The 21,660-nt window shown below is 64.0% G+C and carries 17 protein-coding genes; 10 read left to right on the forward strand and 7 right to left on the reverse strand.

The features are described 5' to 3' along the window. Nucleotides 1-166: 166 nt before the first annotated feature. The 4 genes from MIN45_RS03260 to MIN45_RS03275 are packed head-to-tail and all read right to left on the reverse strand — an operon-like array spanning nucleotide 167 to nucleotide 9,644. The gene (locus tag MIN45_RS03260; RefSeq protein WP_286293355.1) at nucleotides 167-2,665 is read right to left on the reverse strand and encodes a S8 family peptidase; all 2,499 of its coding nucleotides are present in this window, start codon (nucleotides 2,663-2,665) and stop codon (nucleotides 167-169) included. Nucleotides 2,666-2,671: 6 nt separating this feature from the next. Continuing rightward, nucleotides 2,672-3,682: an AAA family ATPase gene (locus MIN45_RS03265; protein WP_286293356.1), complete on the reverse strand. Its 1,011-nt coding sequence runs from the start codon at nucleotides 3,680-3,682 to the stop codon at nucleotides 2,672-2,674. 21 nt (nucleotides 3,683-3,703) lie between these two features. After that, nucleotides 3,704-6,577 (reverse strand): site-specific DNA-methyltransferase, encoded by a 2,874-nt coding sequence (locus tag MIN45_RS03270; RefSeq protein WP_286293357.1) that lies wholly within the window; start codon nucleotides 6,575-6,577, stop codon nucleotides 3,704-3,706. Further along, nucleotides 6,570-9,644, reverse strand: a complete 3,075-nt coding sequence (locus MIN45_RS03275; protein ID WP_286293359.1) for a BPTD_3080 family restriction endonuclease — start codon at nucleotides 9,642-9,644, stop codon at nucleotides 6,570-6,572. Before MIN45_RS03275 ends, MIN45_RS03270 begins: the two co-directional genes overlap by 8 nt. A gap of 68 nt (nucleotides 9,645-9,712) precedes the next feature. Here MIN45_RS03275 and MIN45_RS03280 point away from each other — a divergent pair, with 68 nt between their 5' ends. Together MIN45_RS03280 and MIN45_RS03285 are read left to right on the forward strand one after the other, a co-directional pair. After that, entirely contained in the window at nucleotides 9,713-9,934 is a 222-nt protein-coding gene (locus MIN45_RS03280; protein WP_286293360.1) for a hypothetical protein, read from the forward strand. Then, entirely contained in the window at nucleotides 9,921-10,538 is a 618-nt protein-coding gene (locus tag MIN45_RS03285) for a hypothetical protein (protein WP_286293361.1), read from the forward strand. The genes MIN45_RS03280 and MIN45_RS03285 overlap by 14 nt, the downstream gene beginning before the upstream one ends. A gap of 179 nt (nucleotides 10,539-10,717) precedes the next feature. Here MIN45_RS03285 and MIN45_RS03290 read toward each other — a convergent pair whose 3' ends face one another. Together MIN45_RS03290 and MIN45_RS03295 are read right to left on the reverse strand one after the other, a co-directional pair. Next, nucleotides 10,718-11,296: a DUF4194 domain-containing protein gene (locus tag MIN45_RS03290; protein ID WP_286293362.1), complete on the reverse strand. Its 579-nt coding sequence runs from the start codon at nucleotides 11,294-11,296 to the stop codon at nucleotides 10,718-10,720. A gap of 8 nt (nucleotides 11,297-11,304) precedes the next feature. Next, nucleotides 11,305-12,765, reverse strand: a complete 1,461-nt coding sequence (locus tag MIN45_RS03295) for a DUF3375 domain-containing protein (RefSeq protein WP_286293364.1) — start codon at nucleotides 12,763-12,765, stop codon at nucleotides 11,305-11,307. Nucleotides 12,766-12,879: 114 nt separating this feature from the next. Here MIN45_RS03295 and MIN45_RS03300 point away from each other — a divergent pair, with 114 nt between their 5' ends. Genes MIN45_RS03300 through MIN45_RS03315 form a run of 4 tightly spaced genes read left to right on the forward strand, consistent with a single transcriptional unit; the run spans nucleotide 12,880 to nucleotide 16,338 of the window. Beyond that, entirely contained in the window at nucleotides 12,880-13,470 is a 591-nt protein-coding gene (locus MIN45_RS03300; protein WP_286293366.1) for a hypothetical protein, read from the forward strand. Next, entirely contained in the window at nucleotides 13,467-14,042 is a 576-nt protein-coding gene (locus tag MIN45_RS03305) for a glycine cleavage system transcriptional repressor (protein WP_286293368.1), read from the forward strand. Before MIN45_RS03300 ends, MIN45_RS03305 begins: the two co-directional genes overlap by 4 nt. Further along, complete coding sequence (locus tag MIN45_RS03310) at nucleotides 14,039-15,406, forward strand: PFL family protein (RefSeq protein ID WP_286293369.1); 1,368 nt, start codon at nucleotides 14,039-14,041, stop codon at nucleotides 15,404-15,406. The genes MIN45_RS03305 and MIN45_RS03310 overlap by 4 nt, the downstream gene beginning before the upstream one ends. Continuing rightward, a complete protein-coding gene (locus MIN45_RS03315) occupies nucleotides 15,406-16,338 on the forward strand; it encodes a CobW family GTP-binding protein (protein WP_286293371.1) in 933 nt (310 codons plus the stop codon). The genes MIN45_RS03310 and MIN45_RS03315 overlap by 1 nt, the downstream gene beginning before the upstream one ends. Here the strand turns inward: MIN45_RS03315 and MIN45_RS03320 are convergent. Beyond that, nucleotides 16,335-17,519, reverse strand: a complete 1,185-nt coding sequence (locus tag MIN45_RS03320) for a pyridoxal phosphate-dependent aminotransferase (RefSeq protein ID WP_286293372.1) — start codon at nucleotides 17,517-17,519, stop codon at nucleotides 16,335-16,337. The two genes, MIN45_RS03315 and MIN45_RS03320, sit on opposite strands and share 4 nt — an antisense overlap. A 113-nt stretch (nucleotides 17,520-17,632) precedes the next feature. On the opposite strand from MIN45_RS03320, the gene uvrB reads away from it, so the two are divergent. From uvrB to galU, 4 genes are all read left to right on the forward strand, one after another. Further along, on the forward strand, nucleotides 17,633-19,675 hold the full coding sequence (gene uvrB, locus MIN45_RS03325) for an excinuclease ABC subunit UvrB (RefSeq protein WP_286294111.1): 2,043 nt from the start codon (nucleotides 17,633-17,635) through the stop codon (nucleotides 19,673-19,675). 63 nt (nucleotides 19,676-19,738) lie between these two features. Then, nucleotides 19,739-20,077, forward strand: a complete 339-nt coding sequence (locus MIN45_RS03330) for a hypothetical protein (RefSeq protein WP_286293373.1) — start codon at nucleotides 19,739-19,741, stop codon at nucleotides 20,075-20,077. Between the two features lie 65 nt (nucleotides 20,078-20,142). Continuing rightward, nucleotides 20,143-20,778 carry an adenylyl-sulfate kinase gene (cysC, locus tag MIN45_RS03335; protein WP_286293374.1) on the forward strand — a complete coding sequence of 212 codons (636 nt, stop codon included), beginning with the start codon at nucleotides 20,143-20,145 and terminating at the stop codon, nucleotides 20,776-20,778. After that, entirely contained in the window at nucleotides 20,769-21,647 is an 879-nt protein-coding gene (gene galU / locus MIN45_RS03340) for a UTP--glucose-1-phosphate uridylyltransferase GalU (protein WP_286293375.1), read from the forward strand. The genes cysC and galU overlap by 10 nt, the downstream gene beginning before the upstream one ends. Nucleotides 21,648-21,660 lie beyond the last annotated feature (13 nt).

Below are 21,660 nucleotides of genomic sequence, written 5' to 3' on the forward strand. Positions count from 1 at the left end.
AGATGCGCACGGACTTACACAATCCCTGGCTGTCATTTCGACCGCAGGGAGAAATCTTCATGTCTTGGTTTCGATCGGGCTCAATCGCAAGATTTCTCGCTACGCCCGAAATGACAAGGGCAGCGGTTTGAAATGACAGTGCGTAACATCAGTGGATCACATATATTCAGGTCTCAACGGCGATCTTGATCTGGCTCTCAATGGGGGTATAGAGGTCAATATTAACTTGTGGTGCGCGAATGGAAACCAGCAGCGAATAAGGTGCCCGCTGCTTGTATCGCTCCAAGCTTGGCCGAGTCTTCCACCAGCCACTCACCGGATAGACCGCCAACACGCCCCGGCTGGCCAGATCAGCGGCAGGGCCTTTCCAAATGTCAGAATGCACGCTGCCCCGGTGGCGATTTTGGGTACCCAAGACCCAGTGTGGATCGTTACCGGTATGGGCACTGGTGCCCTCTTCTGCGTCTCTGGCGGCGAGATTTACTCGATGACGAAACTCCTCATCCGACTCGTGCGGGCGTTTCACATCGAAACGCAACCCGTGTGACTCATAGCGATAACGGGATTTGACACCGCGCGCAGAGGGATTCGGCTCGATGAAGTAGGACAGCGTGACCCGCATTTCCACCTCGGTCTCACCCAGCGTTTCCAGTTCCTCCAGGGGCCAGGGCAATCGATGCAGGTTCATATCACGGAGCTTTGGCTCTTTACCCTGCTCCCGCATGAACGGCTGCAGACTGTCCTCGCAGATCAGGGTCAGCGAGTTCTCGACACTCCATAATGCTCGGGAAAGATCCGGCTGCCCAAAGCCGCAGTGACGGACCAGACACGCCACCTCGCTCTTGCTGGGATTGGCCGGATTGGAAAGAAACTGCTGTTTCATGGCCGGCGTCCACTCTGCGGAATGGACCATCAGGCCGCGGATCGTCTCCGACCGCAGCTCTGGATAGGCAGCCATCAGCTGCGCCGTCATGCGGGCGGCCAGTGCAGAGGCGGCACTGGTGGCATTGGTTGTCGTGAACAGCCGACTGGTTATGTCCGCATTTGTTGTCAGCAGACTGAGACTGGGCATCCACACCGCACCTGTCTCATCCTTAGCGGCATTGCCCCCTTCAAAAACCACATCAGGCTTGAATGGCCAATGGCCTTGCCAAGTTTGCGACGTCGTGCTGAAAGGACTTAAGCCACCAGCCGGAGCGACAGGTTGATAATCACCTGTATCCGGTTCGGTGATATGCACCAGCTCCGTGCTGGCACCCACAGTCAGCACATTCCATGCCTGGCCTGGATCATGGATTCCATCCGAGGTATTACTGGCAGGATACTCCGCCCAGGCATTGGGGTCATCGACATTGCCCGCAGCGACCACAAACAACCTTGGCGTTTCACCCTGGTTTTCGTAATCGACCGCCAATCGATCCAGCGTGGCCGACCAGGCGGAAGGCCTGCCCCGGTCCCTGGCATCCCGCGCCGTGATCGCCATGCTGAACACCCGTCGACGTTCGGGCGCGGTGATCTCTGGGTGGCTCACCGCCTGAATGGTGAGATAGCCGTGGTGCTCAGGATCGCTAGTGTTCCCGTGATTGCGGTGCAGCAGTTTCACCGACTCCAAACGGTGACCCACCGCGACAGGTCCTGAACCATCGAGAAGGGACGTCAGGTTGCCCAATAGCGCCAGCCCCGCCATTTCGGTGCCGTGCCCTTCCTGGTCATTGGTTCCCCAGACCGGATCCACCGTGTGGGTGTCCTTTGCCCGAATGGCCGGAGCAAGCAGCGGATGCGCAATGTTGACGCCGGTGTCCAACAAGCAGACGTGCGGCACTGCCGTCCCTTCGTTTGGTAGTGTCATGCGCTGAAGCAGTTCATCTGCCCATTCCGGCTGCTCCTCCGGCGGCAGCGAATCGAAGAAATCGGCGGTTTCCTTTGCACGTCGCAGTTCGGCGATGCTGTTCAAGGTCAGCACCGAACGCTGCATCTGATCCAGGGTGCCGTAGACCAACAGAACCGTGCGTTCCGGGAATTCGATCCAACCTTCGGCCACGCGAAAATCCAGCCCTTTGGCCATTTGCCTGAACTGCTCGACCACTTTCAACCGGTCGCCGCGCACCGGCAGCCACACTTCCCACCAGAAGGCCTCGTTGGGTTCGGAGGGAAAGACTTCGGGGTCGTCGGTCCAAAGGGAACGGATACTGGCCACCCGTATGCTGCGGATGGCATCGATCAGCTTCTGGTGTTTTGGTTCACCCTTGGGTGTGTCCTTTTCCAGATAAGCCTTGATCTTATTTTCAAGGATATGCAGTTTACCGTCGGGTACAAACACAGAAGCCAAGGTCTTGTTCTCTTCATGCCGCACATTCAGCAGCTCGATACCTGAGCGCTCCGCGGCCAGTGATTCGAAGGCCAGCTCGATGTCTGGAAAGCTTTCGAATTCGATCTGCAAGCCGAACCCTTCTTCCATTCCGTTTTGTTGCTGAATGGTCTTGGCCTGTTCCAGGTCTGACTTCAGCCCTTCGACCTGTTGCAGTAGTGCGCTGCCATGCGCTTGCCGGTTTCGGTGTGGCACTGCCTGGCCACCGCCGCCAGCGCCCGGGCGTCGAAACGGCTCCGGGGTGGCCGTGTCGCTGAGAATGAAGTGTCGTTTGGGCTGAGAGACTTCTTCTGCCATGAGTGATCAGGCCCTGCCAGCTCGTTTATCGAAATGCGCCTTGGCGTAGGCGCGTTCTTCTATGGCGCGCCGAATATCGGATTCGCCGAGAGACTCCTTTTGATCGATCACCGCCTCTTTCAGGGCCTCGTCACAGACACGCACGATCTCGGCATAACTCAGTCCGTTTGCTTTCGCGGCCAGCCGCTTCCAGGACACCCCTTTGCGCGCCTTGCGACCCAGGCGGGCCTTCAGCAAGGCGGCGATCTGCACCTCATCAGGCAGACCATAGTGCAGGATGTCATCGAAGCGGCGGAACAGAGCCTGGTCGAGTATCTCGGGGTGATTGGTGGCCGCCACGATCAGGCTATGGGACTCGTCCTGCTCGATCATCTGCAGGAAGCTGTTGAGAATGCGCCGCACCTCGCCCACGTCGTTGGCCAAGCCGCGCTGCGAACCGATGGCATCGAACTCGTCGAAGAAATAGACGCCCCTTGTGCGCTCGGTAGCTTCGAACACTTGGCGCAGCTTGGCGGCGGTCTCGCCCATGTACTTGGTGATCAGGCCGTCCAGCCGCACCTGAAACAGCGGCAGCCCCAGTTCACCGGCCAGCACCGCTGCCGTCAGGGTCTTGCCGGTGCCCGGCGGCCCCACCAGCAGCAGCTTACGCCGGGGAGCAAGGCCATGAGAGAGCAAGCGCCCGGCTTGGCGTTGCTCCCGAATCACCCGCTTGAGCTGATACTCGAGGTTCCCATCCAGCACCATCTCGCCCAACCGGTTCTTGGGGAAAGAGCCTCCCAGCAGCTCGGCCAGCTCGCCCCGTGGCCGCCCAATGGGCACGGCCTTTTCGGTATCCTTGGGCGGCAGCCCGCGCCGTGCTTTGGCCTGGCCCACCAGCGCCCGCAGCTCCTCCGCCAATTTGCCGTGGCCGATCTTTGCTTCGTGGGCAGCCAGCTGCATGGCGACGGAGTAGAACCGCTCATCATCCCCTTCTAGATGGGATTTCAATAAGGCGATCAACTGGTTAGCGCTGGCCATAGTGGTCTCCTCCGGCGCTCATCATACCCTGAACACCTTCATCACCTCATCCCCCAGGTGGTTGATGACCTTCACGGCAATGCGACCGGAGGCGGGCTTGGGGAAGGGGCGGGAGACATTGCTGTTGAGGCTGGCCCAGGCTTCTTCGTCGATCTCGGCTTTGAGGGTGGTCTTGAGGGCTTTGTAAGGATCGCCGGCGCCGAGGAAGTAGGCGTGGCGGACGAAGAAGGATTCCTGATTGTAGTCGGTGTCGATGAACCAGCAGGCGATGCCCTCGGGGCCGTCGGAGCGGACTTCGCCGGTCTGGGGGTGGAAGACGTCCACGCCGTTGATCCTGACCTGAATCCTGCCGTCGCCGGTTTCGAGGATGTCGATGTCGGGCTCGCCGAAGATGACGAACAGGTTGCCCTTGCCGGTGTTCTTGAGGTCGGCAGCCATGTGCAGGTCGGCGTTCATCCGCGCCTGGAGTATGGGCAGCCTGCCCAGCTTGTTCAGCCCGCCGCACTGGGCGTCGTAGCTGAAGGCGCAGGCGATGAGCACGTCGAAGCCGGCATCGGCGGCCTCGCGGGCGGCTTCGACCAGATCGGGGCGGGAGACGGTGCCGAACTCGGGGCCGACGAAGATGGCGGCGCGGACTTCCTTGCCGGCCTCGTCCTCGTACTTGCCCTCGGCGCAGATGAGATCGCCGGGCCAGGGCACGAGGGAGACGAAGTCGATCTTGTCCTCCTTGTGGGCCTGCTGCACGCCGGCGGTGCGCAGATGATCGAGGATCATCTCGACGAAGCCCACCTCCTCGCCGTAGGCGCCGCGCCCTTCGCAGGTCTGATCCACCAACTCGTCGTTTTCGTCCACCGTCAGCACCCGGTGGGGCGAGAGGCTCTCCACGGTGAAAGGCCCGGCCACGCGCACCCTGGACTTGTCCTCGTAGGGTTTGTCGTAGAGGTACTCGAAATCGGCCTTGGCGGCGATGGAGGCGTCGATCTCCTTCTGGCGGGCGATGCGCAGTTCCCAGAACTGCTCGTGCAACGCCCTGGCTGCTTCCGACCAGCTCTCGGGGAACTCGCGCGGGATTTCCCACTCCTGAATCTCCGGCGGCACTTCCACGTCGTACTGCTGCCTCTTGCGGTAGTCGGCCAGCCAGCCGTCGGGCAGGTGCCGGGTCAGTTCCTCGCGCAGGGGCTTGAGCTGCGCCTCGAAGCGCTCCCAGATGACGTCGATCTCGGCGTTGTTGGCGATGGATTTGAGGGTGATATGGGGAACGCGCTGATAGACGAAGCCGTGGCGGATGTCGCCGTGGGTGGGCTTGCTGGAGGGCGCGCTGCGGGTGATCTCCGCCTCCTTCCGCTGCCCCTCGGGGCTGTCGGCCAGCAGGTAGTAGGGATAGCGGGCGCCCATGATGCGGGCGCGGGCCAGGGCCAGGGCGACGCGGGAGGTGTCGATGGTGATCCAGCGTCGACCCCACTGCTCGGCCACGTAGGCGGTGGTGCCGGACCCGCAGGTGGGGTCCAGGACCAGGTCGCCGGGGTCGGTGGTCATGAGCAGGCATCTTTCGATGACCCGTCTTGCAGTTTGAACGACATAGACCTTATATTCACTCCAACCAGCAATTGCGGTGTCATCCCAATAGTTACCCAGCGGGATTGCAGGGTAATCTTTCAGAAATCGAACATAATTCAGAGACGTGCGGCGAATATAGAGGCGATCCGCCTTTTCCAACCGCTCCATGCCAACTCGATTCGTCTTCCAACCACCAGATCCCGGCCAAAACCGACGGCCTTGATGCTCGTAACGGAAACGTGTCGTTTCACCACCAGACTGTGATGTCAGATTATCGATCCGCAAAGTGGCATTGGTTTTCTTCTCGTCAGACAAATCCGTCTTCGTAAGCCTAAACACATCTCCTGGAAACCTTCGAGTATACATATACTCTCCAGCTCCCTGAGTCTGATGAGACTTCTCTCGCATGAGCTGTCTGTACTTTAGAGAGCTTTGATTCCTGGCGTACCAAAGTACGATGTCATAAATGCTTGGGATGTACGCAGAGGTCGCGCTTGATGTTTTCGCAAATGCGATTTCGCCAATAAAATTCTCATCCCCAAACACCTCATCCATCAGCGCCCGCACTCGGTGCACATTCTCATCCCCGATCTGCACGAAGATGGAACCGGAGTCGGTCAGTAAGTCGCGGCACACGGTGAGCCTGTCACGCAAGTAGGTCAAATAAGAATGAATACCGTCGCGCCAGGTGTCGCGGAAGGCTTTGACCTGCTCCGGCTCGCGGGTGATGTGTTCGGGCTTGCCGTCCTTGACGTCGCGGCTGGTGGTGGACCACTGGAAGTTGGAGTTGAACTTGATGCCGTAGGGCGGGTCGAGGTAGATGCACTGCACCTTGCCGCGCAGCCCCTCGCGCTCGGCCAGACTGGCCATCACCTGTAATGAATCGCCCAGGATCAGGCGGTTGGTCCAGTGGGCCTCGTGCTGGTAGAACTCGGTTTTGGCCGCTTCGTTGTCGATGCCGTTGAAGTCGGCGAACAGGTCAGGCTGCGGATCGGCTGACTGCTCCCTGGCCTCGGTGCGGCGCATCAGATCGTCGATCAACGCCTTGGGGTGAATCTTCTCCTGGATGTAGAGCGGCGGGGCCTGCACCACCAGGTCGGACCAGTCCTGCTCGTCCTTGCCGCGCCACACCAGTTGCGGGTCGAGATCACGGTTGCGGTTGGCTTTTTCTTCCTCCAGGCCGCTCACGCCGCGCGGGTAGCGCACCGCCTTGGGCTTCTCCACCTCCTCCGGCACCACCGACTGATACTCGGCGGTGGGGATGTTCTTGCGCGTGGCCTCGTCGTGGGTGAAGGTTTCAATGCGCTTGTGAATGGACTTTTTGGTGCGTTTAGCCATGCCGTTTCTCCATTGCTTCCACCGCGCCCGTTACCGCATCGAGCATCCTGTTGAACGCCTCTTCCACTTTTTCTTCGAAGTCGTCCTGCATTTCATACACGTCGGTGAACTCGGCAAAGGCCCAGCGGCCATACTGGCCGTGGTTGTTGACGCCGGGCACCCAGTAGTTCTCCATGGTGGCTTTCTTTTCTTTGGCGTCTTCGCGGCGGTAGCCCTTGATTTCTACGATCAGATTGAGGGGATCGTCCGGGCCGCGGCCATCGTCGATTCTCACGATGAAGTCCGGGAGGTAGGTGCGGGTTTCGGATCCATAGCGATAAGGCACCTCCAGCCCCAGGCCGTGGTTCTTCACGTAGGCGAGCACCTGCGGGTGGCACTCGGCCACGCGGCAGAATTCGGCCTCCCAGCCGGAATCGAGGATCACCCAGTTGATATGGCATTTCTCGGGATCGGTCTCCCAGCGGAGGGTCTTCGAGGTGGTGAAGTTGACATGGGCGGTGGAGCCCACCGGGTTGTAGGGGTCGAACACCGCCTTGACCGGACGCTCGCCCACCAGGGCGCGGGTGATGGCGGCGGTGATACGCTCGCAGGCCATGTCGGCCAGCTCTGGGTACATGAGCTGGGCGGGCCAGGTGCCGCCCTTGCAGACCAGGCACTCGTCCAGCCACTTCCGGGTGATGCGCTTGAGCTGGCCGAACAGGTGCAGGGGCGGATCGGCGCCGGGGTCGCGCCATTTGGTGTAGAGCAGGCGCTGGGTGAGCTGGAAAACCAGCGAGGCGCGGCGCATGTCCTTGAGGTGTTCCAGGCTCAGGTCCACCCCTTCGCCGATGATGCCCTGATTCCGGGTGATGGAGGGGCCGACCAGCTCGGGGGTGAGCTCCAGCACCGAATCCTCGTTGAACCGGGCGGTGAGGCGCTCCTGCGGCAGCTCCACCCGATAGCCGGCGACGCGGGGGAAGCGGATCTCCAGATGGTCGCGCTCGGGGCGCACGGCCTTGACCTGCACCGTCTCGCGCGGCGGCTGGGGCGGCGAGACCACCGGCTTGGCGGTGAAGTCGAAGGGGATGCCGAGCACGTCGGCGTATTCGACGTTGAACAGGCCTTCCTCGTTGAGATCGTAGGACTGGCGGCGCAGGGCGCGACCGATCACCTGTTCGCAGAGCAGTTGGGTGCCGAAGGCGCGGACGCCCAGCACGTGGGTGACGGTGTTGGCGTCCCAGCCTTCGGTGAGCATGGAGACCGAGACCACGCAGCGCACCGACTCGCCTAGCGTTCCGGGCTTGCCGACGGTGTTCATCACCTCGCGTAGCAGGGTGGCGTCGTCGATCTCCTTGCCGGCGCGGATTTGGTCGGCCAGCGCGCCGCCGCGTTCGAGGGCTTCGCGCTTGAAGCGCTCGATCTCGTCGGCGGCCATTTCGCGGAAATTCTTGTCCAGGGCCTCGCCGGATTCCAGCTGCTCGCTGTCGATCAGCAGGGTGCGCGGGCGGGGCAAGGGGTCGCCGTGGTCGTCGAAATTGCGAAACAGCGGCAGGCGGCCGTTTATCAGGGTGGTGGAACCGTCCTCGTTCTCGCGGTGGAAACCGGAGATGTAGTCGTAAACCAGTTTGGAGGTGGCGGTGTTGTTGCAGACCACGATGAAGCAGGGCGGAATGCGCAGGCCCGCCTGCTTCCACAGTTCGAAGGTCTTTTCGTAGTGGCCGTAGAGGGCTTCGAGGGCGGTCTTGAGGGGGGCGGGCAGCGCCAGCGGGTCGAGGGTCTTGGCCTTGCCCCGCCCCTTCTTAGGCATGTCCTTGCGGATGTGCTCCCAGAGATTGCGGAACATGGGCATTTCGTTGCCGGGGATGTTGTCGGCCACCGGCACGCGCGGCAGCTTGACGATGCCGCACTCGATGGCGTCCATCAGCGAAAAGTCGCTCATGGTCCAGGGAAACAGGGTGCCCTCGGCGTAGCCTGAGCCGCTGAGGAAAAAAGGCGTGGCGGAAAGGTCGATCACCCGTGCCACGCCCAGCTTGCGGTTGGCCGCCTCCAGGCCGGAGATCCATAGCCGGGCCGCCTCCCGGTTCTTCTCGGCCTCTTTTCTGTCGTCGCCGGTCTTTTTCTCTTCGTCCGGCTCGCCAGGCTTTTCCCGGTAGCAGTGGTGGGCCTCGTCGTTGATGACCAGAATGCGCTTCATGCCCATCAGCTCGGGCATCACCCGCTGCAGCATCTGGCCCTCGGATTCGGTAGTCTGCAGCGGCTCGCCATGGCCTTGCAGCAGGGCGCGCCCGCCCTTGGAAAGCTCCAGGCGCTCGCGCCGCTTGAAGGCGTGGTAGTTGGTGATGACGATCTTGGCCCGCTCCAGGTCTGGAAGCATGTCGGCAGGCGCCAGCTCGCGGCTCTGGTAGTAGCTGTCGGGATCGTTGGGCTGCAGCACCCGCAGGCGGTCGCGGATGGTGAGGCCGGGCGTCACGACCAAAAAGCCCCGGGTGAAACGCTTGCTCTGGGGATGACGGACGGCGTTGACGGTCTGCCAGGCGATGAGCATCGCCATGACGGTGGTCTTGCCCGCGCCGGTGGCGAGCTTGAGGGCAAGGCGCATCAGCTCCGGGTTGGCCTCGGCGTTGGCGTTGGCCAGGTGGTCCAGATATTTCTGGCCGGTCTTGCCCAGCTGCGGGGCGACCTCGGTCAGCCAGATGGCGGTCTCGACCGCTTCGACCTGACAAAAGAACGGGCGGATGCCGCTGAAATCGTGGCAGCGCCAGTGTCGCAGCAGCCGAGCGGTCTCCGGCGTGACCCGCCATTGGGATTGGGGAAGCGCCCGCCACCGAGTCACTTCCTCGCGCACGCCGTTGATGATGGAAGCGTGGTATTGCTGCGCCTGAGTGGATAGATCGTCGAACAACAGCGCGTCCTGCGTGGGCGCGCCTTTGCGCTGTTTGGGTCTGGGGATGGGGGTGAGGAACTGGGCCGGTCTGCGCGATTCGACGATCTTCCCGGTCGGCTGGCCGTTTTCGTCCAGTTCCCAATGGCGCGCCGGATAGGCGTAAGGAGAATTGAGGATCGGGCGGTCGAAAAAGGGGTTGGCCATGGGCGTCGTTTTCGCTAGGGAATTTGCGATTTATGATAACGGTTCAGAGGCCGATAATGGTGAAATCCATGCCCGAGAATGCGCCCTGTCCGCCCTTAGGCAGTTGGCCCGAGGAAAAGCCGGTGCCGCTCGATCATCCCGAACTGCCCGGGCCGGTGCGGGAAGCGGTCCAAGCGCTCTGGCAGCCCGGCGACTCGCTGCACCGCGTCCCTTGCCGAAGGGTAGTCGAATGGTGGCTGCTCGACGTCGATGGCAACTTGGTGGAGGCGTTCTGGCTTGAAGACCGCTGAGCTGCTCCCGCTCCCCCTGCAGGAGGAACGTTACGCCTTTGCCTCGTGGCCGGCGGGGCTGCATTGCTTCCGTATCGTGGGGGAGGACCGTCCGCCGCGGCGGGTGTGTTTCTCCAAACTGCTGCTCGACCCCAAGCCGCCCCACGGGCTGTCGTCGATTCTCGAAACCGTGCTTGAAATCGCGGGCGACCAGCAGGACATCCGTCGTCAGATCGCCCGCCGCGACCGCATCCCACCGCCTCCGGCGGTGGATTATGCGGCGCTGATCGAAGCGTGGCATGCGTGGGCGGACGGCATTCCCGCATCCTGCCGCCATCTCGCCGCCGTTTTGCCCAAGCGTTACCAATACGCCGCCCTGGAAAGCATGCGCCACGTGCCGGAATTTCGTGAATTTCTGGCCCAGGAGCAGGACAGCGGCGGTTTGTGGTTTCCGGTGATCCTTTGGGCCTTGGGGCGGGTGACACAGCGTTCTTTTGCAGAACGGCTGGAACTGAGCCGGCGCTGTTGCGGCACCTGCGGCGCTTCGCCCTGGAAGACCTCGACAGCGAGGTCTTCTGGATGCTGGTGGAGGTGCTCGCCCATCCCCCGGGGCCGACGGCGCTAGCCACTGTGGAACGGCTGGATCCGCCGTTGCTGCGCGCGCTGCACGCATTGCCCGCGTGGCTGTTTTCTACCGGTCTTGCCTGCGCGCTGGCGCAGATCATCGACAAGGACACCCCCCCTGCAAGTGGGAGATCGAAATCTTCGTCGCCCGCGACGCTCCCTGAGCGCTTTCCTTATCTTTCAAGCGCCGCCGTCTTCCTCCAAATGCTTGCGGTACGCCGCCAGCCGTTCATTGAACTCCCCCAGCCACTGGGCATCGACGAAGCTCTTGAGAATCCGCTGCACCTCGAACAGGTGCTCCTGCCCCTTGAGGCGGCGCAGGAAGCCCAGTTCCTCGATGCGCTTGAGGTCGCGGTCGAGGCGGTCGAGCAGTTTGGCCTCGTTGCTGGATTCGGGCAGGAACACCCGCACCATTTCGGCGATGTCGTCGCGGTGCAGCACCAGGCGGGTGTCGCCGCCGCTCTGGTCGAATTCCAGCAGGCGGCGGCGCAGCAGTGCCAACAGCAGGCTCACCAGAAAGCTCAGGGGCCGGCGCGGCACCAAGCGCGGCAGCGGCGTTTCCTCCGCGGCGAATTCCCGCTGGCGCAGGAAGGCGTGGCCCTCGGCCTCGTCGATGATCAGCTCCAGGCCCATGAGGGCCGCCACCTCGCGGATCCTCGCCTGGAGATCCAAAAGCTTCTGCCAGCGGGGCGGGTCGGCTTCGGCATAGATCACCCCCTTGAGCAGCGGGATCAGCACCTGGGGCAACGGGTCTTCCATTCGCTTCCTCAGCGGCAGTACAGAATCAAAGGTACACGGGCGCGGCGGACGACGCCGTCGCTGCCGGTCCATTCGATGGTTTCGCTGCGGGCATCGTCCACCACCGCCCTGGGATCGGCCTCGGCCAGTTCCAGATAGGTCAGCAGTTCCGCCAATCCTTCCGCCAGGGGACGGGCCGCCACCACCCGCGCCAGGGAGACCTGGGGCTGGGACCGGAGCAGGTGGCGGATGTGGTCCGCCAGCGCCTCGCGATCGACGAAGCGCTGCTTGAACAGGGCCTCGTCGAGGGTTTTGGCCTCCCCTTCCACCACCACCCGGTCCTCGATGCGGATGCGGGCGGAAGGCTGGAACAGGGGGCGCTCCATCACCAGTTCGATGGCCGGGGCGGTGGCGTCCACGGTCATGAAATCCCCCGGGGGCAGGCGGTCGCGGACGGCGATGGCGTGCTGCTCGATGTCGCGCAGCAGGGCCATGATGCGGCGGTTCTCCAGCCAGGTCTGGTCGTCGAGCCAGCGGCGCAGCTGCTGGGACAGCCGGGCGACGGTACGCTGGGTGGCCTCGCCGGCTTCGAGCCAGTCGTAGTGGATGCGGCGCAGGCGCGGGTCGGGGCGAAGCTGGCGGACCGGTTCCAGCGCCAGGATCTTTTCCAGCAGGCCGGTCAGCTCCTCCTGGCGCCGCGGGTCCATGAGGAAATCCCAGAAGGCGCGGAAGCTGCGGCCCTCGTCGGAATCGGCGATAGCGTCGGTGTGGCCAAACACTTCCGCCAACAGCTCCCCCTTGCCGCCCTCCCAGGTGGCGATGCGCTCGCGCACCCGGCGGTCGAGGTCGCGGAAGTTCTGTTCCACGGCACGGAAATCGGCCAGCAGGCGGCGGGCGGTGTCCTGCATCTGCAGGAAGCGGTCGCGCAGGCGGGTCGGGTCCATCAGTTCCAATTCGCCGCCGCGGATGCGCGCGATCTCAGCATCGATTTCGCCCCGGCGGCGTTCCAGCTCGGCGATGCGGGCCTCCGGGTCGGTCTCGCTGCCCTCGGCCATCTGCCGCAGCAGCTCGAAGACCAGCAGCAGACGCGATTCGGTGCCGACGAACTCGCGCCGCTGCAACCCGGTCACCCACTCCAGCGCCTGCACCGCCGCCGGGGTCAGATCGTAGTGGGGCTCATCGCTGTCCTCCGGATAGTACTTGCGCAGCCAGCCCTTATCGTCGCCGGCCCAGTCGTCCAGATAGGCGGCCGCCGGTTTGGGAAAGGCGTCCCCGCCCTCCTGCTGGCGCAGGTCGAAAAGCAGGTCGTCGAGGATGGCGATCAACTGCTGGCGGGGCAGGGCGCGGCGGTTGGGGGCGATGAAGACGGCGTGCAGCAGGGTGAGCACCAGGGGCGCGTGGGCGGCGGCCAGCAGGCGCCAGGCCGGATGCTGCTGGCGCAGCAGAACCAGGTCGTGGTAATCGGGAAAACGGCTGAAATCGGGTGACAAAGGCGGAAGACTGAAACCGGTGAAATCGGCATTCTACCCGAATCCCCTAGCGGGCGACAGCTCACCCTTGTGCTACCATACGGAGTCGAATCTCTAAAAATAGCAGCGGCCGTCATGCCTTCCGTCATCGATCTTTACGAGCGCCTTTCCAGCGCGCCGGACGACAAAACCCGCGCCAAGATCATCGCCGAGGCGTTCGAGGCGCTGGAGGAACGCTATCCCAACCTGGGGGACATGGCCACCCGCCAGGATCTGCGGGAAACCGAATTGAAGCTGATCAAGGAAATCGAGCAGGTCAAGGCGGAGCTCCGAGTGGAAATCGAACAAGTCCGCACCGACCTCACCAAAGAGATCGAGAAAGTCCGCGCCGATCTCACCAAGGAAATCGAACAAGTCCGGGCCGATCTCAAAGTGGAGATTGAACAGGTCCGCGCCGATCTCACCAAGGAAATCGAGCAAGTTCGGGCCGATCTCAAGGTGGAAATCGAACAGGTGCGGGCCGATCTCACCAAGGAAATCGAAAAAGTCCGGTTGGAGACCGAAAAGGTGAGGTCCGAGCTCAAAGTGGAAATCGCCCGGCTGCGGGTGGATTTGAATTCCGACATCTCCCGGGCTCAGCTCACCTGGCTCAAATGGAGCTTTGTGTTCTGGATCTCCCAGCTCGGCGCCATTTTGCTGCTGCTGTGGCGGGTGTGGCCGAGATGAAGACCGAAGCCTTCGTCCTCGCGGTCACCGCCAGAGACCGTCCCGGCATCATCGCCGCCATCACCGAAGCGGTGTTCGCGCTGGGCGGCAACGTCACCGAGCTGAGCCAGACGGTAATGGGCGGCTACTTCACCCTGATCCTGCGCGCCGACCTGCCGGCGGGGCTGGACCCGGCCCGAATCAAGCAGGCCGTGGAACAGGCAAGGCCGGAACTGGGACTTGCGGTCCACGTGCGCCGCTATCGGCCCGAACCGCTGTTCCGGCCGGCAGAGGGCGCCCAAGTCTACTTCCTCACCGTCCAGGGACCGGACCGGCCGGGGCTGATCGCCGCGGTCACCCGGTTTCTGGCCGAGCATGACGTCAACATCGAGGATCTCTACACCCGCAGCGAGACTGGGAACATCACCATGATCTTCCAGATCCATCCCCGCGATGCCGGTGCCCTCGAGGGCCTGCGCGCCGGGTTGCCGGCACTGGCGGAACGGCTCGGTGTCGATCTCCACCTGCTCCACCGGGACATCCTCCGCACCACCAGCGAGGTGGGCGCCATCCGCCGCCTGGTGCAGCCATGATGCGCATCGAGGACATCCTCATGACCCTGCGCATGTTCCAGGACGAGAACTGCGACGTGCGCACCGTGACCTTGGGGATCAACCTGATGGACTGCGCCGATCCGGACGTGGCCGCCTGCTGCGGCAAGGTCCGGGACAAGCTCCAGCGCCTCGCCGGCCGGCTGGTGACGGAGGGACGGGCGGTCTCGGCCCGCTACGGCATCCCCATCGTCAACTACCGCATCGCCGTCACCCCGGTGGCCTGGTGGGCCGCCGGTCACGACCACAACGGGCTGGTGCGCATCGCCCGGACGCTGGACCAGGTGGCGGCGGACATCGGCGTCGATTTCATCGGCGGCTTCTCCGCCCTGGTGGAAAAGGGGGAAACCGAGGCCGACCGCCGCCTCATCGCCGCCCTTCCCGAGGCCCTGGGGACCACCTCGCGGGTGTGCGGCTCGGTCAACGTGGCCTCCTCGCGCGCCGGCATCAACATGGATGCGATCCTGGCGGTCAGCCGTTCGCTTCTGGAACTGGCCCGGCGCACCGCCGAGGCCGACGGCTTCGGCTGCGCCAAGCTGGTGGTGTTCGCCAACGTCCCCGACGACAATCCTTTCATGGCCGGGGCCTTGCACGGGGCCGGAGAGCCGGAATGCGTCGTCAACGTCGGCGTCTCCGGTCCCGGCGTGGTCAAGCGGGCGGTGGAGCGGTTGCGGGCGCATACCGCGCACCCCGATCTGGGGGAAATCGCCGAGGAGATCAAGCACACCGCCTTCCGCATCACCCGCATCGGCGAGCTCATCGGCACCGCCCTGGCCCAGCGCCTGGAGGTGTCTTTCGGCATCGTCGATCTGTCCCTGGCGCCGACCCCCAAGATCGGCGACTCGGTGGGGGAGATTCTCCAGGCCATGGGAATCGAAAACATCGGCGCCGCCGGCTCCACCGCCGCCCTGGCCCTGCTCACCGACGCGGTCAAGAAGGGCGGGGCCTTCGCCTCCTCGTCGGTGGGCGGGCTGTCGGGGGCCTTCATTCCGGTGAGCGAGGACACGGTGCTGGCCCAGGCGGCCGCCGCCGGTCATCTCTCCATCGAGAAGCTGGAGGCCATAACCGCCATCTGCTCGGTGGGGCTGGACATGGTGTGCATCCCCGGCGACACCGCCGCCGAAACCCTCGCCGGCGTCATCGCCGACGAATGCGCCATCGGGGTCATGAACCACAAGACCACCGCCTGCCGCCTGATCCCCGTCCCCGGCAAGGGGCCGGGGGAGGTGGCGGTGTTCGGCGGCCTGTTCGGCGAGGCGCCGGTGATGCCGGTGCGCGCTGGCGGCGAGGGCTTCATCCGCCTCGGCGGGCGCATCCCGGCGCCGATCCACGCCCTGCGCAACTGATGCCGCGGACCGCGCTGCGCGCCATTCCCACCAATCTGGTCATGGGATTTCTGGGAGTGGGCAAGACCACCGCCATCCTGCACCTTCTGGCCCACAAACCGGAAAACGAGCGCTGGGCGGTACTGGTGAACGAGTTCGGTGCCGTGGGGATCGATGGCGCCATCCTCGGCGGATGCGGGGCCGTGGTCCGGGAGGTGCCCGGCGGGTGCATGTGTTGTGCCGCAGGCGTCCCCCTGCAGGTAGCGGTAAACCGGCTGCTGCGGTCAGCCCGGCCGGACCGGTTGCTGATCGAGCCTTCCGGGCTGGGCCATCCGCGCCGGGTACTGGCCACGCTAGCAGGCGAGCATTTCCGCACCGTCCTCGATCTACGCGCCGCCTTGTGCCTGGTCGATCCCCGCAAGCTGGCCGATCCCCGTTACCGGGAGCACGAACATTTCGTGGATCAGATCCAGCTGGCGGACGTGCTGGTCGCCAACAAGACCGACCTGGCCGACGCCGAGGATTTGCGGCGTTTCGCGCGTTGGGCCAACCGCTGCACGCCCGCCAAGGCCGTGGTCGCCCACGTCACCCACGGGCGGGTCGATCCCGCCTGGATCGATCTGCCCCGCCATCCCCACCGCCCCCCCGTCACCACGGCGGCGCCCGAAGACAGCGGCTATCACAGTCAGGGCTGGACCTTTCCGGCCGCTGCCGTCTTCGACCACAGCCGCCTGTGCGCCTGGATCGGGGAAACGGCGCCGCAGCGGCTCAAGGGGGTGGTCCGGACCGAGCAGGGCTGGTTCGTGTTCAATTACAGCGACGGCCGTCTGCACGTCACCGCAACCCGACCCCGGGACGACAGCCGGCTCGAGCGGCTAGACCGCACGGAACCCGCCGCCTCCTTCGAGGCAGGACTGCTGGCGTGCCGTCGAGACGCTCCCGGCACCGACTAGGCTGCGACGCCGGCGATCCGCTCCAGCGCCTTTTCCAGATTCTCCATGCTGGTGGCGATGGAAATGCGCACGTGCCCCGGCGCCCCGAAGGCCGAGCCGGGCACCAGGGCCACACCCGCCTGCTCGATCAGGTATTCCGCCAGGGCCACGTCGTCCTCGACGCCGTCGAGAGCGGCGATCATGCCTTCCACATTGGGGAAGACGTAGAAGGTGCCGTCGGTGGCCAGACAGTCGATGCCGGGGATGCGGTTGAGTCGTTCCACCACGAAGTCGTGGCGCTGTTTGAAGGCCTTAAGCATTTCCGCGATGCAGGACTGATCGCCCTCCAGGGCCGCCTGGGCGGCGGCCTGGGAGATGGAGGTGGGATTGGAGGTGCTCTGGGACTGGATCTTCTTCATCGCCTGGATGACTTCCTTAGGTCCCCCGGCGTAGCCGATGCGCCAGCCGGTCATGGAATAAGCCTTGGAGACGCCATTGAGCACCAGGGTACGGTCGTACAGCTCGGGGCAGACGTTGAGGATGTTACAGAAGCTGCCCTCCTCCCAGACGATGTGCTCGTACATATCGTCGCTGGCGATGACCACCTGGGGATGCCGCAGCAGCACTTCGGCCAGCCCCTTAAGCTCCTCGCGGCTGTAGGCCTGGCCTGTGGGATTGGAGGGGCTGTTGAGGACGAACAGGCAGGTTTTCGGGGTGATGGCCGCCTCCAGCTGGGCGGGGGTGATCTTGAACTTCTGGTCCTGTCCTGCGGCGACGATCACCGGCTTGGCGTCGGCCAGCAGCACCATGTCGGGATAGGACACCCAATAGGGGGCGGGGATGATCACCTCGTCGCCCGCATCCAGCAGCGCCTGGGCCAGGTTGTAGAAGCTCTGCTTGCCGCCGCAGGACACCAGAATCTGATCCGGCTGGTATTCCAGGCCGTTGTTGCGGCGGAACTTGGCGATCACCGCCTGTTTCAAAGAGGGAATCCCGTCCACGGGAGTATACTTGGTCATCCCCGCCCTGATGGCCTCGATGGCCGCCCGCTTGATATGCTCGGGGGTGTCGAAATCCGGCTCCCCGGCCCCGAGGCCGATGACGTCTCTGCCTGCGGCGCGCATGGCCGCAGCGCGGGCGGTGACGGCGAGAGTGGGTGACGGCTTGATCCGCTGGACACGCTGGGACAGTGGGATGGTCATAGGCTTGGCCCTGAATCGTGACTGGAGTTGAACAGATGAAATCCCCGGAAATCGGTTCCCGCCGCTCGGTTTACCGCAAGGTACTGGATAAAACGCGGGAACAAAGCGACAACATGATACCCGATGACGCTCGGGTGCTGAATCCCAAAACCGGCAAGTCCTTCAAACTCCACAGTCCCTACCAGCCGGCTGGCGATCAGCCCGAGGCGATCCGCCGGCTGGTGGCGGGACTGCGCCACGGCGAGCTGCATCAGACCCTGTTAGGAGTCACGGGATCGGGGAAAACGCACACCATGGCCAGAGTCATCGCCGAGATGCAGCGCCCGGCCCTGATCCTGGCCCCCAACAAGACCCTGGCGGCCCAGCTCTACGGGGAGATGAAGCAGTTCTTCCCGGAGAACGCGGTGGAGTACTTCGTCTCCTACTACGACTACTACCAGCCGGAGGCGTATCTGCCGGCCTCGGACACCTACATCGAAAAGGACGCCTCCCTCAACGAGCACATCGAGCAGATGCGCCTGTCGGCCACCAAGGCGCTGCTGGAGCGGCGCGACGTGGTCATCGTCGCCACCGTCTCCTCCATCTACGGCCTGGGGGAACCGGCGGCCTACTTCGAGATGGTGCTGCACCTGCGCCGCGGCGACCTCATCGACCAGCGTTCGATCCTGCGCCGCCTGGCGGAAATGCAGTACACCCGCAATGACACGGAGCTTAGGCGCGGCACCTTCCGGGTCCGCGGCGACGTCATCGACATCTTCCCGGCCGAATCCGAAACCGAAGCCCTGCGGGTGGAGCTGTTCGACGACGAGGTCGAACGCCTGAGCCTGTTCGATCCTTTGACCGGCGAGGTGCTGAGTCCGGTGGCGCGCTACACCGTCTATCCCAAGACCCACTACGTCACCCCGCGCCAGACCCTGCTCAAGGCCGTGGACGCCATCAAGGCCGAACTGCACCAGCGCCTCGAGGAACTGCGCCGCGACGGCAAGCTGGTGGAGGCCCAGCGCCTGGAGCAGCGCACCCGCTTCGACCTGGAGATGATCCTGGAGGTGGGCTACTGCTCCGGGATCGAGAACTACTCCCGTCACCTGTCCGGGCGCAAACCCGGCGAGCCGCCCCCCACCCTGTTCGACTACCTGCCCGACGACGGCATCGTCTTCATCGACGAAAGCCATGTCACCATTCCCCAGCTGCGCGCCATGTACCGCGGCGACCGCTCCCGCAAGGAGACCCTGGTAAGCTACGGCTTCCGCCTGCCCTCGGCCCTGGACAACCGCCCCCTCACCTTCGAGGAGTTCGAGGCCCGCGCCCCCCAGCGCATCTACGTCTCCGCCACCCCCGGCCCTTACGAGCAGGAACATTCAGGCACCGTGGTCGAACAGGTGGTGCGCCCCACCGGCCTGGTGGACCCGGAGGTGGAAGTGCGCCCGGCCCTGACCCAGGTGGACGACCTGCTGTCGGAGATCAACCGGCGGGCGGCGCGGGACGAGCGCATCCTGGTCACCACCCTCACCAAACGCATGGCCGAGGATCTCACCGACTACCTGATGGAGCACGGCGTGCGGGTGCGCTATCTGCACTCGGACATCGACACCGTCGAGCGGGTGGAGATCATCCAGGACCTGCGCAGGGGGGCGTTCGACGTACTGGTGGGCATCAACCTGCTGCGCGAGGGGCTGGACATGCCGGAGGTGTCGCTGGTGGCGATCCTAGACGCCGACAAGGAGGGCTTCCTGCGTTCCACCGTGTCCCTGATCCAGACCATCGGCCGCGCCGCCCGCAACGTCCACGGCAAGGCCATCCTCTATGCCGACACCGTCACCGAGGCTATGCGCCGCGCCATCGAGGAGACCGGGCGCCGCCGCGCCAAGCAGATCGCCTACAACGAGAAGCACGGCATCACCCCCAGGAGCGCGGTCCGCTCCCTGGGCGATATCCTGGAGCTGCCGGTTCCCGGCGCCGGCGGTAAAAGATCCCGCAAGGTGGCCGAATCCCAGGGGGACTACGAGGCGCTGCCCAGATCCCCCAAGGAAACCGCCCGCCTCATCAAGCAACTGGAGGAACAGATGTACCGCCACGCCCGGAATCTGGAGTTCGAGGAGGCCGCCAGAGTGCGCGACCGCATCGCGGCCCTGAAAGCCAGCCTGACGGCAGGCTGACGCTGATCCAAAAACCAGACCTGTGCTAGACTTCGGTTCCAATTCCCTTTCCATCCGACTGACATGGCCCTGGCCGAAGAAGACCTGGAACAGATCCGCCGCCTGATCCGCAAGGAAGTGGCTGCCCAGACCGCACCCTCAGTGGGACTGGTGCGCTACGATCTGGAGCTGCGCGAGCGCATCGTGCGGGTGGAGGAGGAGCTCAAACACCAGCGTGAGCTCATGGAGCAGGGCTTTCGCCTAATGGACAAGCGCTTCGAGCAGGTGGATAAACGCTTCGAACAAGTGGACAAACATCTGGAGGCACTGACCAACCGCCTCGACCGTTTCATGCGCTGGTCCTTCGCCGTCACCCTGACCGTCGGGGGGCTGGTGGTGACTGCGATCAAGTATTTGCCTTAAGATTACTGGAAACCGAAGCCGATCCAAGGTTAAATCGCCCCTACCAACCATCAACTTAGTCCACCATGCACAAAAACATCCGCTGGCACAACGCCACCGTCACCCGGCGCGACCGCGAACGCCTCAACGGCCACCGAAGTTTCATCCTATGGTTCACCGGGCTTTCCGGCGCCGGCAAATCCACCTTGGCCCACCGAGTCGAGGAACTGCTGTTCCTGCGCGGCTGCCGCACCTACGTCTTCGACGGCGACAACGTCCGCCACGGCCTCTGCAGCGATTTGGGCTTTAGCGCCGAGGACCGTCACGAGAACATCCGCCGCATCGGCGAGATGAGCAAGCTGTTCGTGGACGCCGGGGTCATCGCCCTGACCGCCTTCATCTCCCCCTTCCGCCGGGACCGGGAGATGGTGCGCAGGCTGGTGGAGCCGGGCGACTTCATCGAGATCTACTGCAACACCCCGCTGGAGATCTGCGAGCAGCGTGACGTCAAGGGGCTGTACCAGAAGGCCCGCCGCGGCGAAATCAAGGATTTCACCGGCATCTCCTCTCCTTACGAGCCGCCGGAAAATCCGGAAATCGTGGTCAACACCGGCAACGATCCCCTCGACGAGTGCGCCCGCCAGATCCTCGATTACCTGGAAAAAAACGGCAAGATCGCCGCCATCCCCGAAGAACTCAAACAATGGGAGAAATGTCCGTGAAGCTCAGGAAAGCCGTCTTCCCCGTCGCCGGCCTCGGCACCCGTTTCCTGCCGGCCACCAAGGCCAGCCCCAAGGAAATGCTGCCGGTGGTGGACAAACCCCTGATCCAGTACAGCGTCGAGGAGGCCCATGAAGCTGGCGCGGATCTGATGGTGTTCGTCACCGGCCGCAACAAGCGCAACATCCCCGATCACTTCGACAAAGCCTTCGAGCTGGAAATCGAGCTGGAACGGCGCGGCAAGGCCCGTCTTTTGGAAATGGTGCGCAGCATCCCGCCGGCCGGCGTCCGCTGCGCCTACACCCGCCAACCGGAGGCGCTGGGACTGGGCCATGCGGTCCTCTGCGCTCACCCCCTGGTGGGGGACGAGCCCTTCGCGGTGCTGCTGGCCGACGATCTCATCGCCAACAACGGCGGTCCCGGTTGCCTGAAACAGATGGCGGACATCTACGACCGCCACAAGGGGTCGGTGCTGGCGGTGCAGGAGGTCCCCCGGGAGGCTACCGCCAGTTACGGCATCGTCGCCATCGAACCGGTGGACGACCGTCTCGGCCGCATCACCCACATCGTGGAAAAACCCAAGCCGGAAGACGCTCCCTCCAACCTGGCCGTGGTCGGCCGCTACATCCTCACCCCTCGGATCTTCGAACTGCTGGAAACCACCCCCCGTGGCGCCGGCGGCGAGATCCAGCTGACCGACGCCATCGCCCGGCTGCTGGAGAAGGAGCCGGTCTATGCCTACCGGTTCGAAGGCAAGCGTTACGACTGCGGCTCCAAGGTGGGGTATCTGGAAGCTACAGTAGACTATGCCCTGCATCATCCCGAGGTGGCCGGGGCATTCAGAAACTATCTTGCCAAATTGAAATTCTAGAGCCAGCAGACGG

The organism is Methylomarinovum tepidoasis, assembly GCF_030294985.1.
Lineage (GTDB): Bacteria > Pseudomonadota > Gammaproteobacteria > Methylococcales > Methylothermaceae > Methylohalobius > Methylohalobius tepidoasis.